11 protein-coding genes are annotated in these 14,122 nt (G+C 46.1%); 7 read left to right on the forward strand and 4 right to left on the reverse strand.

Annotation, left to right across the window (positions count from 1 at the left end; translation table 11 throughout):
- Nucleotides 1-54 precede the first annotated feature (54 nt).
- The 6 genes from cmoA (at nucleotide 55) to R7Z47_RS10035 (ending at nucleotide 5,737) form a co-directional block, all read left to right on the forward strand.
- Nucleotides 55-792: a carboxy-S-adenosyl-L-methionine synthase CmoA gene (gene cmoA, locus R7Z47_RS10010; protein ID WP_017635063.1), complete on the forward strand. Its 738-nt coding sequence runs from the start codon at nucleotides 55-57 to the stop codon at nucleotides 790-792.
- A gap of 81 nt (nucleotides 793-873) precedes the next feature.
- Entirely contained in the window at nucleotides 874-1,845 is a 972-nt protein-coding gene (cmoB, locus tag R7Z47_RS10015) for a tRNA 5-methoxyuridine(34)/uridine 5-oxyacetic acid(34) synthase CmoB (protein ID WP_005387902.1), read from the forward strand.
- A 276-nt stretch (nucleotides 1,846-2,121) separates the two neighbouring features.
- The gene (locus R7Z47_RS10020) at nucleotides 2,122-2,868 is read left to right on the forward strand and encodes an ATP-dependent zinc protease (RefSeq protein ID WP_005378391.1); all 747 of its coding nucleotides are present in this window, start codon (nucleotides 2,122-2,124) and stop codon (nucleotides 2,866-2,868) included.
- Between the two features lie 11 nt (nucleotides 2,869-2,879).
- Entirely contained in the window at nucleotides 2,880-4,385 is a 1,506-nt protein-coding gene (locus R7Z47_RS10025) for an inactive transglutaminase family protein (RefSeq protein WP_005378389.1), read from the forward strand.
- Nucleotides 4,386-4,388: 3 nt separating this feature from the next.
- Nucleotides 4,389-5,357 carry an alpha-L-glutamate ligase-like protein gene (locus tag R7Z47_RS10030; protein WP_005378387.1) on the forward strand — a complete coding sequence of 323 codons (969 nt, stop codon included), beginning with the start codon at nucleotides 4,389-4,391 and terminating at the stop codon, nucleotides 5,355-5,357.
- A gap of 227 nt (nucleotides 5,358-5,584) precedes the next feature.
- Nucleotides 5,585-5,737: a hypothetical protein gene (locus R7Z47_RS10035; RefSeq protein WP_005378381.1), complete on the forward strand. Its 153-nt coding sequence runs from the start codon at nucleotides 5,585-5,587 to the stop codon at nucleotides 5,735-5,737.
- Nucleotides 5,738-5,880: 143 nt separating this feature from the next.
- On the opposite strand, the gene mukB is transcribed toward R7Z47_RS10035, so the two are convergent.
- The 4 genes from mukB to cmoM are packed head-to-tail and all read right to left on the reverse strand — an operon-like array spanning nucleotide 5,881 to nucleotide 13,184.
- On the reverse strand, nucleotides 5,881-10,344 hold the full coding sequence (mukB, locus tag R7Z47_RS10040; RefSeq protein WP_047100904.1) for a chromosome partition protein MukB: 4,464 nt from the start codon (nucleotides 10,342-10,344) through the stop codon (nucleotides 5,881-5,883).
- Between the two features lie 2 nt (nucleotides 10,345-10,346).
- Nucleotides 10,347-11,072: a chromosome partition protein MukE gene (gene mukE, locus R7Z47_RS10045; RefSeq protein ID WP_005378379.1), complete on the reverse strand. Its 726-nt coding sequence runs from the start codon at nucleotides 11,070-11,072 to the stop codon at nucleotides 10,347-10,349.
- Nucleotides 11,053-12,390, reverse strand: coding sequence for a chromosome partition protein MukF (gene mukF / locus R7Z47_RS10050; RefSeq protein ID WP_017634722.1), 1,338 nt, complete (start codon nucleotides 12,388-12,390; stop codon nucleotides 11,053-11,055). Before mukF ends, mukE begins: the two co-directional genes overlap by 20 nt.
- A 2-nt stretch (nucleotides 12,391-12,392) precedes the next feature.
- Nucleotides 12,393-13,184, reverse strand: coding sequence for a tRNA uridine 5-oxyacetic acid(34) methyltransferase CmoM (gene cmoM / locus R7Z47_RS10055; protein WP_025766915.1), 792 nt, complete (start codon nucleotides 13,182-13,184; stop codon nucleotides 12,393-12,395).
- 114 nt (nucleotides 13,185-13,298) lie between these two features.
- Between cmoM and elyC the strand changes: the two genes are divergently transcribed.
- Nucleotides 13,299-14,084, forward strand: a complete 786-nt coding sequence (gene elyC, locus R7Z47_RS10060) for an envelope biogenesis factor ElyC (RefSeq protein WP_005387893.1) — start codon at nucleotides 13,299-13,301, stop codon at nucleotides 14,082-14,084.
- The last annotated feature ends 38 nt before the right edge of the window (nucleotides 14,085-14,122 follow it).

The raw sequence follows: 14,122 nt of genomic DNA on the forward strand, positions 1-14,122 counted from the left end.
GCGCCTTTTTTGGTGCCTGACATTTTCAGGCGGCTTGTATGCAGAGACTTAGTTATGAACCCTAAGAGCAATCCAGATACTATTTTTTCGGCTCCAATCGATAAAATTGGGGATTTCACGTTCGATGAACGCGTAGCGGAAGTATTTCCTGACATGATTCAACGATCGGTACCGGGTTACAGCAATATCATTTCTGCAATCGGTATGCTGGCAGAGCGTTTTGTAAAACCTCACTCAAACATCTATGACCTTGGCTGTTCTTTGGGTGCTGCAACATTGTCTATGCGTCGCCATATCAAACAAGAAGGTTGCCAAATCATCGCAGTGGACAACTCTCCAGCGATGGTTGAGCGTTGTAAACTTCACGTCAACGCTTACCGCAGTGACACTCCTGTGGATGTAGTAGAAGCAGACATTCGCAATATCGAAATTGAAAACGCGTCAGTGGTGGTGTTGAACTTCACTTTGCAATTCCTCTCTCCAGAAGATCGTTACTCCTTGCTCGAGAAAATTTACGCAGGCCTGCGTCCAGGCGGCATTTTGATTCTATCGGAGAAGTTCGTCTTCGAAGATGAAGTGTCGAACGAACTGTTAATTGACCTTCACCACGACTTTAAACGTGCGAATGGTTATAGCGAACTAGAAATCAGCCAAAAGCGTAGCGCGATAGAAAACGTAATGCGCCCAGATTCAAAGAAAGAACATAAAGAGCGTTTCGCTAAAATTGGCTTTTCTAGCTACGACGTTTGGTTCCAATGCTTTAACTTCGGCTCCATGTTCGCGATTAAATAGACCATGCATACCAAGCCTGAACCATACCGATTTCGGCTTTTGTTAATAATTTATACCCATCAACTCAGCGATTGACTAACTATGTTTAACTTTGCAAATTTCTACCAATTGATTGCCCAAGACACTCGTCTTCAACCTTGGCTTAATGTGCTTCCGCAACAGCTAACGGATTGGCAAAATGCAGAGCACGGTGACTTTGGTCGCTGGTTGAAAGCCCTGAACAAAATCCCAGCGGGTAGACCGGACAACATCGACATTGTTGATTCTGTCACGATTTCAAACAATGAGCCGATGCCTCAAGGGGAACTTAAAAAGCTAGAAAGCTTACTTCGTACATTCCATCCTTGGCGCAAAGGCCCATACCACGTACACGGCATCCATATTGATACTGAGTGGCGCAGTGATTGGAAATGGGACCGCGTGCTTCCGCATATTTCACCATTAAAGAATCGCAGCGTACTCGATGTAGGTTGTGGTAACGGCTACCACATGTGGCGCATGCTAGGCGAAGGTGCACGCTTAACTGTCGGTATCGATCCATCTCACCTGTTCCTGATTCAGTTCGAAGCAATTCGTAAACTAATGGGCGATGACCAACGTGCACACCTACTGCCATTGGGCATTGAACAACTACCTAAGTTAGAAGCGTTCGATACGGTATTCAGCATGGGCGTGCTTTACCATCGCCGCTCGCCTCTCGATCATTTAGTGCAACTAAAAGATCAATTGGTATCTGGAGGTGAACTCGTATTGGAAACACTCGTGATTGAAGGTGATGAGAATGCAGTACTGGTCCCGACTTCTCGTTACGCGCAAATGCGTAATGTCTATTTCTTCCCTTCAGCAAAAGCCCTAAAAGTGTGGCTAGAATTGGTCGGTTTTGAAGATGTTCGTATCGTTGATGAAAACATCACATCCGTAGATGAACAACGTACCACAGATTGGATGACGCATAACTCTCTACCTGACTACTTAGATCCGAACGACCCAAGCAAAACTGTAGAAGGCTATCCTGCCCCTCGCCGCGCGGTTCTTGTCGCTCGCAAATCATAATTCGCTGAGATTCCTGACATTGTCTTAACTCATTTTACGAGTTAAGACATTACCCTCTTTCCTCGTAATGAGCGAGTTTGTTTTTTGAATCCATTTTTCACGTCAAAATATAAGCACGCTCTAAATAAGGATGCGCTTTTATGTCCTTGATTTTTGGCTTTTCATCACTATTCCTCAAACAATAAGTAATAGAGAAACATTCTTACTTGTGAGGCTTTATCGATATAAGCTAAACTCCTAAAAAATAAACAACTTAATCCAATCCCAAGGTTTTCAATGTTATTACGATTGACCCCGATTGTTGCCATCGCCTTACTATCTGGATGCTCACTAACCAAAGGCGAACAGTACCACCAAGAAACGTTAGCGGCGATTCAAAATTCAGAAGCGAATGTCAATAATCGCATTACCAACCTAGAGCTACAGCTCAGCAACCAATCGGACTATATCGACAGCCTTGAAGAACAAGTCGATAAACTACAGGTTGAACTTCTTACATTTCGCGATGAAGCAATGGCAGAAGTAAAAAAACCGAAAGAGCCGATTATTGTCCAATCTCCCGCTCCTGTGGAACCAACCCCAACTCACGATATTGTCCTTGGCTCTATCGAAAAGGTCACTGTAGAGTCGATTAAGCAAACTTTTGATGCACGTATCGACACTGGTGCCGCGACGTCGTCTTTAAATGCCGTTGATATTGAAGAGTTCGAAAGAAATGGCAAAAAATGGGTCCGATTCCACTTAGCAGACACCAGTAAATCCGAAGAAGAGAAAAGTACTTGGATCGAAGCTCCTGTCATTCGCTACGTCAAAATCCGCCAGGTTACCAGTGAAGAGTTAGAACGCCGCGCTGTGGTAGAACTTTGGGTGCGCGTTGGAAAAATTCATGAAAAAGCGCAATTTACGTTGGCAGATCGCTCACATATGAACCATCCTATTTTACTGGGTAGAGAATTTATGCGCGACATAGCACTTGTCGATGTAAGTCGTACCTATATCCAAACGGACGAAGATAAAAAATAATAAGGTAGATTATGACGTCAAAAATACCGTTTTACCTTTCTATCATCTTATTGGTGATTGCGGGCATTGCTCTGAGTGTTTTCAGACATGAAAACTACGGCGTGCCTTGGACGCCAGGCGAAACTCGCCAGGTATGGGATGTAGAAGCTCGTATTGAGTTCAATGCTAACGGCAACGAAGTAAAAGCGTCACTTGCAGCACCTCATACACAAAGTGGTTACACACTTATCGGTGAATCTGCTTCCTCATCAGGTTATGGCGTTTCCTACATCAATGACGATTCAGGCCGTCGTGCAGAATGGTCAATTCGCCAAGCTCAAGGGCCACAAACCATATACTACAAAGCCCAGTTCTTAGTAGACCCTCAGGCTAAAGTCACTCCTTTACCGCCAACGGAAGACATTACGCCACCAACGCTATCAGCACCACAAGCAGCAGCGGCAAATGCCCTTATCGAACGTGCGATGAGTCGCTCAGCCGATAATGTGACGTTTACTCGTGAGCTTATCAAAGCGCTTAATGACCCAGATAGCCAAAACTCGTCGCTACTACTGAACGATTTCAGCCGTACTGATGCACTGCATAATATTTTGCTTACCGCAGGTATACAGAGCAAAACCGTCGGTGTTATCGAACTAGAAGATGGTCGTCGACGCCAAACAATTCAACCAATGGTTCAGGTTTGGTCAGGTAAAGATTGGGTACTGTTTTCGCCAAAATCCGAACAAAAAGCAGTGAAACCCAACTTGTTAGTGTGGGATGAATCAAACGTATCCTTACTTGACCTTGTTGGTGGTAAAAATAGCCAAGTGCATTTCTCGATGATTAAGCAAGAAATGACACCACAACAAGCTACAAACAACAAAATAGAAGCAGATGGATTACTGAATATTTCAATTCATAGCCTACCTTTGGAAGAGCAAGCGATGTTCAAAACCATCATGCTCATCCCTATTGGTGCTCTGATCGTTGTGTTCTTGCGTGTGATTATCGGCCTGAAAACATCCGGTACCTTCATGCCTGTGTTGATTGCCGTTGCTTTTGTTCAAACTCAACTATTAACGGGTATTGTCGGTTTCTTGCTAATTGTAGGTACAGGCCTGATTATTCGAAGCTATTTGTCTAGGTTGAACTTATTGCTGGTAGCAAGGATATCTGCGGTCATTATTACCGTTATTATGATCATCTCGGTGTTCACCGTTGTTGCGTTTAAAATGGGCTTAACAGAAGGCCTAACAATTACCTTCTTCCCTATGATCATCTTGTCTTGGACGATTGAACGTATGTCAATCCTATGGGAAGAAGAAGGTGCGAAGGAAGTTGCTCTGCAAGGTGGTGGTTCATTGCTGACAGCAGTATTAGTTTACCTTGCAATGACGAACTCATACATTCAACACTTAACCTTTAACTTCATTGGTCTACAGTTGATTGTTCTGGCCGGTATTCTATTACTAGGTACTTACACAGGTTACCGCCTCACTGAGCTACGACGCTTCAAACCACTAGCGGAGGACTAAACGATGTTCGAAAGTTTTACTTCGCCGTCTAAGCTTCGCCATAAAGGCATTATGGGGATGAACAAGCGTAACCACAGCTATATTGGCCGTTACAATGATCGTTCTAAATACCCACTTGTCGATGACAAGCTAAAGACCAAAATTATTGCACAGGCAGCAGGAGCAACAGTTCCTGCCCTGATCGGTGTCATTCATAACCAAGCTGAAGTTAAGACTATCCACAAAATGGTTGAGAACTGGCCTGGTTTTGTAATCAAACCTGCACAAGGTAGTGGCGGTAAAGGCATTCTGGTTGTTACGTCTCACAAAAACGGGGTATATACCAAACCCTCCGGCTCTACAATTGGTAGGGATGAGGTCGAGCGTCACATTAGTAATGCGCTTGCTGGCCTTTTCTCTCTTGGTGGTAAAAATGACGTTGCTGTGGTTGAAAACTTAATCAAGTTTGATGACTGTTTTGATGGCTTCAGTTATGAAGGCGTACCAGATGTTCGGATCATCGTATTTAAAGGTTATCCAGTTATGGCGATGATGCGCTGTTCTACAGCGGCTTCCGACGGCAAAGCAAACCTTCACCAAGGTGCCGTAGGAGTAGGCATTGACATCGCGACAGGTAAAGCCGTCAGAGCGGTGCAGTTCGATCATCCAGTGACTCATCACCCTGATACAGGTAAAGATCTTTCGACCCTTCAAGTACCGCATTGGGAGCGCTTGCTGGAGCTTGCGTCAAGTGCCTGGGAAATGACAGGTTTGGGATACATGGGTACGGATATGGTGCTGGATAAAGATGAAGGACCTATGGTTTTAGAGCTTAACGCTCGCCCTGGTCTGGCAATCCAAATCGCTAATGGTGCAGGCTTGCTTCCTCGTTTGAAACACATAGAGAGCCTTGGCACACCTGCTGAGTATCCAAAACCGATTGAACGCGTCGCTTACGCAGCAGAGCAGTTCGGTGTGAAGCCGTTGTTCTAACCCTCCGACCTAATGTTCGTTATTACTCGCCAGTAATTGTCATGATTACTGGCGTTTTTGTTCCCGCATCCAAAAACCTTGCACTTGCTCTCCTTATTAAACACATCCTTCTCATATATAAGTTGAATCAATGATCGAGCTAACAAAATCAACATAGATCGTTTCTTTTCTACTTTGCCTTTTGAGTATGATGAGAGCTCCCCTTACTCAACTTGAGAGGTTGGGAAATGCTAATAAAAGAAACAAATAATGATGAACCAGAGCTTGAAGAACAAGAGAGCTTAGACCAACACCTACAACGCTTGTCTGAGCTTTCTGTCCAAGCACTTGAAGAGCTTGCTGAAATGATCGAAGTCAGGGACGATATTCCAGAGGAATAAACGTCGCTTCCTCATTAAGTTCCGTTAATAAGCCGAGACTGCCGTCCTACAGTCTCGGCTTATCTTATGTATTTCGAAGCCTGCCTCGTAAACAGATACAAAAACGCCCGCGTTCATTGCGGGCGTTTTGTTAGATTCGCAGTTTACGATTCAAACTCTTCAATCATCTCTTGTGCTTCAGTCTTAGGCTTATCCGTTTGACCAAAACCACGCAAGCCAACCACGTGTACGTGTTCGTGATCTTTAAACACCTTACGCACCAGTTTGTAGGTCGTACCTTTCTCTGGGCTGATGTTTTCAGGCGCCGCGATAAGAAGCTGCATATCCAGACGGTCACACAATTCGAACAATGTCGCGATCGATTTCGCATCCAGACGCGCGGCTTCATCCAAGAAGAGCAGACGACAAGGCACAATGTCTTTGCTGCGTAGACGACGAGACTCTTCTTCCCAGCTTTGAACAACCATAAGAAGGATTGACTGACCGGTACCGATCGCTTCACCTGTTGATAGCGCGCCAGACTCAGCCTGTAGCCAACCATCTGTACCACGGTTCACTTCTACACTTAGCTCTAGGTAGTTACGGTAATCCAGTAGCTCTTCACCCAGAACTTGAGGTGAACGTTGACCCATATCGATGTGTGGGTTCACGCGTTGGAACAGTTTCGCCATTGCTTCAGAGAAGGTAAAGCGAGTCGATTCAAACAGGTCTTTATGCTGCTCTTGTTGTGTCGCTAGGCCGTTCAGTAGCACTTCGTGACTTTCGCGGATCTTCACGTTTAGACGTACGCCCTTCACCTGACCAAACGAGATGTTCGACAGGCCTTGGTTCAGCATACGAATACGGTTTTGCTCACGTTGAATCGTCTTCTTGATAATGCTCGCTACTGACTCAGAGCTGATCGCTAGACGGTTTTCACGTTGGGTTAGCTCTTCCGTTAGACGCGCCAGCTCGACTTCCATCTCTTCGATTGCTTCAACTGGGTCATCAGTACGGATGATATCCTGACGAATACGCTCACGAAGGTGTTGGTATACAGCAATATAGAACAGAACTTTACGCTCTGGACGTGCGTTATCTTCTGATAGACGCAGCGCATCACGCAGGTCGTCATTGTTCGCAACCGCTAGACGCAGCGCACCCAGTGATTTATCCGACATCGAACGCAGTTCATCCGCTGACATGTAAGCCAGTTCACGCTTGTGTAGACGACGCTCAACATCATTCTCACGCGCCAGACGAAGTACTGAACACCAGCCAGCTTTCGCAGCAACCACGAACGTACGCAGCTCAACGTATTCTTTCTGAACTTTCTTCAGACGTTTTGCCAAGCCTTTCATCTCTAGTTCAGTAGAGGTTATCGTGCGCTCGTATTCGCTCTTACGGCTGCGAGACGTGTGTAGACGCTCGTGCAATTCGTCACGACGACGCATTGCGCGCTCTTCTGCACCTTCGTCAGCGTTCACGCCAAACTCTTGAAGCTCTTGTTTGAACTCTTGAACCGTTTCCAGTTTCGCTTGGTGTGAACTCTTCAATGATGCCAATACTTGGTTGTATTGGTTCATTTGACCTTGCGATTGCTTCAACTCTTCACGAGAGCGAGTACGCATTTTTTCAGCTTGAACCAGTTTAGCTTTTAGCTGCTCACTCAGTTCGCTACTCTTGTTCAGTAGGTCTACTGAATCAGAGTAAGCGAAGTAGTGACGACGTTCAACGAGATCCGAGAGTGCAAAGATTTGCTTCTTAAGATCTTGTAGCCGCTCGTCTGCCGCTTTGTATTCTGCTTCTAGTGCATCGAATTGCTCTGGGTCAGCATCAAGTGCAGACACAATATTCTCTAATTGCGCGACGGCTTTTGCATGGTTGCTTAAGAAGTTCTTCGCCTCTGCAAGCTGAGCGATTTTCTCTTCTAGCTCATCAAAACGCGCTTGCAATGACTCATCTTCAACAAGCACCATGTGTGACGCTAGCTTGTCCAGAGAAGACAACGCTTGCTTGCTGGTTTGAAGCTGAGAACGTTGTTGTTGCTCTTTCGCATCTAGATCCGCCAGCACGCGAGCAATTTGGTTACGCTTATCACGAATAGTTGCCAGTGCTTGTTCTGGATCGGCGTCAAAAGCAACCTGAATGTGGTTAGACACAAATAGGTTAAACGCTTGGTACAAGCGCTGCATTTTCTGAGAATCAAACGCCGCTTTCGCGTGTTTCTCTACCACTTCTTCTCGTTCGTTACGCAGCAACTCTAGACGCTGCTCACGTGCCGCACGGCCAAACAATGGGATCTCAGGCAAGCGAGAGTAACGCATTTGGCGATCGTTCATACGAACGCAAACCGCGCCCTCTAACTCTTCTGCATCGAACGAGCTGTCATCAAAGGCATCGATGTCACCTTCAATGATGTACAAGTCTTCTGGACAGTCGTCTAGCTCTACCAGTTTCTCTTCGATGCCTGACAAGTCAGAAACAACGATAGCGTGACGAGCCGGACCGTACATCGCACTGAAGTAAGGCGCGTCATCAATCGTGATGTCATCGTAGATCTCAGACAGCAATACGCCGCCCAGTGTATCTGCCAAACCTTTCAGGCGAGGGTCATTTGAACCACCAGGAGAAGCAAGACGCTCAATCTCAGAGTCTAGCTGGCTACGGCGCTCAGCAAGCTTATCTTTAGCTAAAGACAGCTCCCTTTCTTGTTCAAGGACAACTTGCATGTGGTTCATTACCGCATGGCGATCCTCAAGCTCTTCACCGCTCTGCTCTCTCAGTTTCTCTAGCGCATCGTTCGCCGCAATCCAAGCTGGTGCTATTGCTTCAAGCTTACTGATTTCTGCCACCGCGTTTTGCTCTAGACGGCGCTGTTCACCACGCTGATCACGAACTTCTTCTTGAGCTATCTCTACTGATTCGATTTGCGTCGCATGACGTTCACGTTCTTGTTCAAACGTAACCTCATCGGTTAGTTCAACGTGATATTGCTTTTTGTATTCAGCAACCAGTTCACGTGCTTGACGCTGCTGGTTAAGGCTGCGTTCGAGATCACGGTGTTGTGCTCGCCATTGCTGTTCGTTTTGTGCGATTTGTTGTGACTCACGCGCTTTCGCAATTGCGGTTTTCGCATGTTCAGACGCGTCTTTGCGCTCAACTTGACCAACAATGCTTTGTACCAGTTTAAGCGCGGTTTCAAACTGCTCTGCCGCTGCAGAAGACATGTCCAGTTTGTGCTTAACCGATAGCAACGCATTGGTGCTTTCTGACTCTTTGTTCTTAAGCTCAGAGACAAGCGCTTGAGCCGATTCTGCCGTTAGGCTGTCATCGCCAAGTAGCTGCTTCGCTTTCTCCAGCGCTTGAACTGCTTGTTGATATTGAAGGGCGCGAGTTTGCTGAACGTCAAGAGCTTGCTGGTAATCAGCAAGTTGCGTCTTAAGGCTATCCACCTCTTCTTCTGCAACGGTAGCTTGCTCTTCAGCCATCATCACGCGTTCTTGCGCTTCTTCGACTACCATCATTTGTTCTTCAAGACGCTCGCTCAGCTCTTCAAGATCTTCTTGGTAGCGTTCGATCTTCTCTTGCTGACGCAGCGCGTTTTGCACCAGTTGCAAGTGATCAGAAGCCGCTTGGTAGTCTTGCTCTAAAGAAGATTCTGACTCGATCAGCAGTTCCAGCTCTTCTTGAACGCGGTTAAGCAGATTGTTTTGCTCAATCAAGGTCTCGCGAGAACCAAATAACTCTGAACGCAAAGACAATGTCTGTTCTAGTTTTTTACGGCGCTCGTTGGCATGGCGCATATAGTCCGCTGCCACGTAGTTGGTCGACTCTGTAATCAAGTGTTTGAACAAGTCACGGTCTGCTTGCGTGGTTTTGATCGCTTCTAGCGTCATGCGGTTTTCACGCAGTGCCGATTCCATATCTTGGAACGCTTTTTTCACGCCGCCGTTTTGTGGCAAAAGGTAGTCACGTAGCGAGCGGGTAATCGCACTTGAGATACCACCGTAAAGCGATGCTTCGATCAGGCGGTAGAATTTAGAACGGTCTCCAGAGTTACGCAGTTTCTTCGGAATCACACCGAATTCAAACATTTGCGCGTGGTAATCCACGATAGAAGAGAACGCTTTGAACTGAACGCCTTCAAATTCCGCGATCGATTCTTTTACTTCGTTGATTTGACGTACACGAGCTTGAGTCGCAGATACGCTTTCAACCAAAATATCCGTTGGTTTCACATGGCTTGGAAGACCTTGGATAACAAACGGTTTGATGTCTACTTTCTTATCACGACCCGCAACTTGCTGCAGTTTTACTGCAAACAATAAGCGTTGGTTACGTGAGTTCACCACGTCCAACGCCGCATAACATGCGCCCGGCTGTAGCTTACCGTACAAACCTTTGTCGCGAGACGATTGGCTGCTGCCTGCTTCTGTCGTGTTACGGAAGTGCAGTAGCGTTTGGTCAGGAATCAATGCGGTGATGAACGCCGCCATTGTGGTTGATTTACCTGCACCGTTACCACCTGATAGCGTGGTGACCAGACCATCGATGTCAAACGTACGGGCAAAGAAGCCGTTCCAGTTGACCATGGTCAGCGATTGGTATTTACCGCGTTCAATCATGCTCATGCTTCACCCTCTTCTGTTGTTTCTTCTTGGGCTTGGTCGTCTTGATCTTCTTCAGACAATAAGCTGCCTTGGCTTGGCTCTTTGGTGTGCACTACTGCTTCACCATCACGGATCAGACGCAGCTGCGCTTCACGCATGTCATCGCCAATACGTACATCGGCACCAAAGCGGAATACCGCTTCACTGATGCTGAATTTACCGGTTTCACCGATGTTGATGATCATGCCTAGGCGACGCAGACGACGAAGTGACGTACGTACTTTTTCAAACAGCTTTTCTTTATCAAGGTCAGAACCGGTAGCACGGTTCGTCACTAGCTTCATCAGCTTATTTTCATCTGCTAGAGCAAGCAGTTCGTCATACAGCTCTTGGTTAGTGAAGATGCCTTCGTGCGCAAGACGCTCTGGGCTTAGGTAAAGGAAACACAGTACCTTACCCACCAGCATATCCAGTTCAGAAAGAACACTACGGCCAATCAGAGATGTTGAACGTGGACGAAGGTAGAAGAAACCTTCTGGCGCTTTCACCAATTCGGTGTTGTAGCGTTGGTAGAAAGAAGAAAGCTCAAGTTCGAAATCCGACAACAACGCGTGGTTGTCTAGATCTTCACTTGAGATATGACGCCCTGCTCGAAGCATGCTGTCTAGCGCTGGGAACAGAGGGTTAGAAATTGCTTTTGCCAGATTTTCTGACATGTATTCATTAGTATCGGTCGATGACATTCGCTTGTACCTTTGCCCCAAATTCGTTGATTGCTTTCCAGTCTGGTTGAATCGCTTGGTAATCCGATTCTGAATACCCTAGACGTACAGCTTGATCGACGATAATGCGAGCTAAATCAAAATGATGAGTGTAAGGGTGCTGTGCAAGGTAATCTCGCAGTACCACACTCAAATCGATTGGTGTGCCTTGATCTTTATGCGCTTTTAGCATGTCACCAATTCGTTCAGACAGCTCATCATTGACTTGTTGAAACTCTTCGTATTCTACTTCCATCGGAACTTGACCCGTGACCTCATCATCACGCAGTACTAGGGCCTCATCACGAAGGTCAGAAAGCCTCTCCGCATCTGCATAAGTCAGATACCAAGGCGCATCGAAGTAATCTTTGACGGATTGACGCAGACGCGAGCTAAACGCACGGTTCTTATCCATATCGATTGCAGTACGAATAAACTTGTGCACGTGTCGGTCGTAACCAATCCAAAGGTCGATCGCTTGCTGGCCCCAGCTTGTGATTCGGTCCAGCTTCATTTGCAGACCAAACAAGGCTTCTTCGATAAACTCCAGCTCAGGGTCACCGTAAACAATTTCTTGAATATCGAGGATCTGAGTTTGCAGTTCATCACTGGCGGCTTGCAGCGTATCTTGAAGTTCACGCAACGTGCTTGATGTTTCTGACAGAAGTGCTTCACAGTTGTTGATCGCTTCGCGCCAGTCTTTGTTAAGCAGGTCAGCAATCTGTTGTTTCACTGACTGTTGCTGCTCATCCATAACACGTTGGTTGAGGTCAATTTGATCGAAAATTTCGCCTACAGAATATTTTAAAACACCGTATACGTTTTTCTTCCAGTGACCCGGTGTGCCACCTTTTTGTGCTGCCTCAATCGCTTTCGCCATTTCATCCGCTACCATGGATAGCTGGATAGATAGACGCAGTTTTGAGAACTCACGATGACGCACGTAGTAGTCGGTTATTCCTATCGCTAATGGCGACAAGCGGTAAATGCTCGCTCCGTCAGTAATTTCACTGACAAAACGGCTCATAAGACGCTGCTTAACCATCTCGTTGATCGCATTGTTCGCACGAAAAGCGGAGGCTTCGCCGGTCTCATCAAATAGTCGAGTGACGATGGCAAATGCATCATGCAGTTCACCTTCACCCAGTTCTTCATCGAACCTTTCATTACTCAGTACGGCAATGGCTATCAAAAATGCCAATCGCTCTGTGGTCAGGTTCAACGAGAAATCGTGCTGCTTAACCCAGCCAACCAGCTCATCGATTGGTTGCTCTGCAGCATTGAGAGTCATCTCACTCATTGTTATTCCTGTTTATCGTTCTTTTTAGCCCACACATGAATGTAGCGGCCTAATGAGAGGTATGGCTCTTGTCGACAAAGTTGTTTTTCTAGCGCCAACACATCTTCAAACTCGTAATCACCCATGTATTCCATATTGCCTATGTAATCACTAAATGAGCGAATACCAGATTTGCCACAAATATTAAAACCTGAATTTTCTATCCACTGGTAGACTTCTTCAGGTTTTAAGCCTTTTTGCGGCTGTAGTTTAAATCTTTTTCGGTGAGGCATGCCGTCTAATATATGAGGAATGTTGCCACAAACCACGTTTTTATAGACTAAACCGTGGTGGTTGTAGAACATGACTGATGCGATGCCTCCCGGTTTTACTTGTTCTAGAACTGTTTCAAGTGCGGCCTTAGGATCAACAAGCCACTCCATCACAGCGTGGAACATAACCAGATCGACCTGTCCATCCATATGTTCACCGATGGATTGGACAGGCGAATGAATCAGGCGATACTGCTCAAGCAAACCGTTTTTTTCAATATCCTGCTTAGCCAACTGCAGCATTTCCGAAGATAGATCACATAAAGCGATTCGATGTCCGAGCTTAGCAAGCTTTTGCGACATTTGTGCCAAACCACCACCAGCGTCTAACACTTCTAGGGGTTGCTGGTCAGCATCTAATTCACTTAGAATCTGTAGAAAATCTTCCCACACAATGATTTGGCGGATCTCCCCTTTATCGGAGCCGTAAATATTTTTTGCAAATTTGTGGGCGATATCGTCGAAATTGCGGTCTTCTGTCACTTCTGCTGAGTTATCATAACGGATTGTGCCGCTATTCTGGCACAAGGAAAGCAGGAATAAAGAGGGATACCCTCATTTTTATTATCAATTGATGTTTTTTCGGACTATTTATGTATGTTTGAGCTGAAAAAAGTAGTGTCAGCCATGCTTATGCCCCTTCCGGCATTGCTGCTGATAGGCTTGTTGGGTCTTGCTCTCATTAGTTTTACTACAAAACGTAAAACTGGCTGCTTCGTTGTTCTATTCTCTTTTGTTGGCATTTTTCTTGTTGCCTTCCAACCTGTTTCAACCAAGCTTCTTATGCCGTTAGAGCGAGAGCATAAAGCCTTTTTGCCAGTTTCTGGCACCATCGACTACGTGATGGTTTTAGGGAATGGTCATGTTATCGATGACGAAATTCCACCCACCTCGCAGTTAAGCCGTGCAGCATTAATGCGCTTAACTGAGGGCATTCGTATTTTAAGAATGTATCCAGGCGCGAAATTAATCTTATCCGGCTATGCTGGCGGATCTGAAATTAGCCACGCGCGAATGATGGCGAACGTTGCCCTTGCGTTGGGAGTCGCGAAATCCGATATCATTTTATTAGAAGATGCGAAAGATACGTGGGAAGAGGCGCGTCAAGCGGCTGCATTCGTTCAACAAAAGGAGATTGTGTTAGTCACTTCTGCGAGTCACATGAGCCGTGCATTGTATGAGTTCAACGCAGCAGGCATTAAACCAATCCCAGCCCCGACCAACTTCTTAGCTATTAGCGAGATAAGTCAACCTTGGGATAAATACTCACCTAAAGCGCGTTACTTAGAACAAACAGAGCTTTATTGGCATGAGTACTTGGGCAGTATTTGGCAAAGGTTGCGTGATACTGTCGGCCAAACACCAATGGTTGAAGCAAACTAGTATTATCTTGAAGCCACAAAAAAGGAGAGCCGAAGCTC

The organism is Vibrio sp. 1641, from assembly GCF_033339995.1.
Classification (GTDB): Bacteria; Pseudomonadota; Gammaproteobacteria; order Enterobacterales; family Vibrionaceae; genus Vibrio; species Vibrio alginolyticus.

Excerpts from the sequence above, each read along its gene's own strand:
- cmoA (WP_017635063.1), top strand. The coding sequence starts at position 55 with ATGAACCCTAAGAGCAATCCAGATACTATTTTTTCGGCTCCAATCGAT.
- cmoB (WP_005387902.1), top strand. The coding sequence starts at position 874 with ATGTTTAACTTTGCAAATTTCTACCAATTGATTGCCCAAGACACTCGT.
- R7Z47_RS10020 (WP_005378391.1), top strand. The coding sequence starts at position 2,122 with ATGTTATTACGATTGACCCCGATTGTTGCCATCGCCTTACTATCTGGA.
- R7Z47_RS10025 (WP_005378389.1), top strand. The coding sequence starts at position 2,880 with ATGACGTCAAAAATACCGTTTTACCTTTCTATCATCTTATTGGTGATT.
- R7Z47_RS10030 (WP_005378387.1), top strand. The coding sequence starts at position 4,389 with ATGTTCGAAAGTTTTACTTCGCCGTCTAAGCTTCGCCATAAAGGCATT.
- R7Z47_RS10035 (WP_005378381.1), top strand. The coding sequence starts at position 5,585 with ATGCTAATAAAAGAAACAAATAATGATGAACCAGAGCTTGAAGAACAA.
- mukB (WP_047100904.1), bottom strand. The coding sequence starts at position 10,344 with ATGATTGAACGCGGTAAATACCAATCGCTGACCATGGTCAACTGGAAC.
- mukE (WP_005378379.1), bottom strand. The coding sequence starts at position 11,072 with ATGTCATCGACCGATACTAATGAATACATGTCAGAAAATCTGGCAAAA.
- mukF (WP_017634722.1), bottom strand. The coding sequence starts at position 12,390 with ATGAGTGAGATGACTCTCAATGCTGCAGAGCAACCAATCGATGAGCTG.
- elyC (WP_005387893.1), top strand. The coding sequence starts at position 13,299 with ATGTTTGAGCTGAAAAAAGTAGTGTCAGCCATGCTTATGCCCCTTCCG.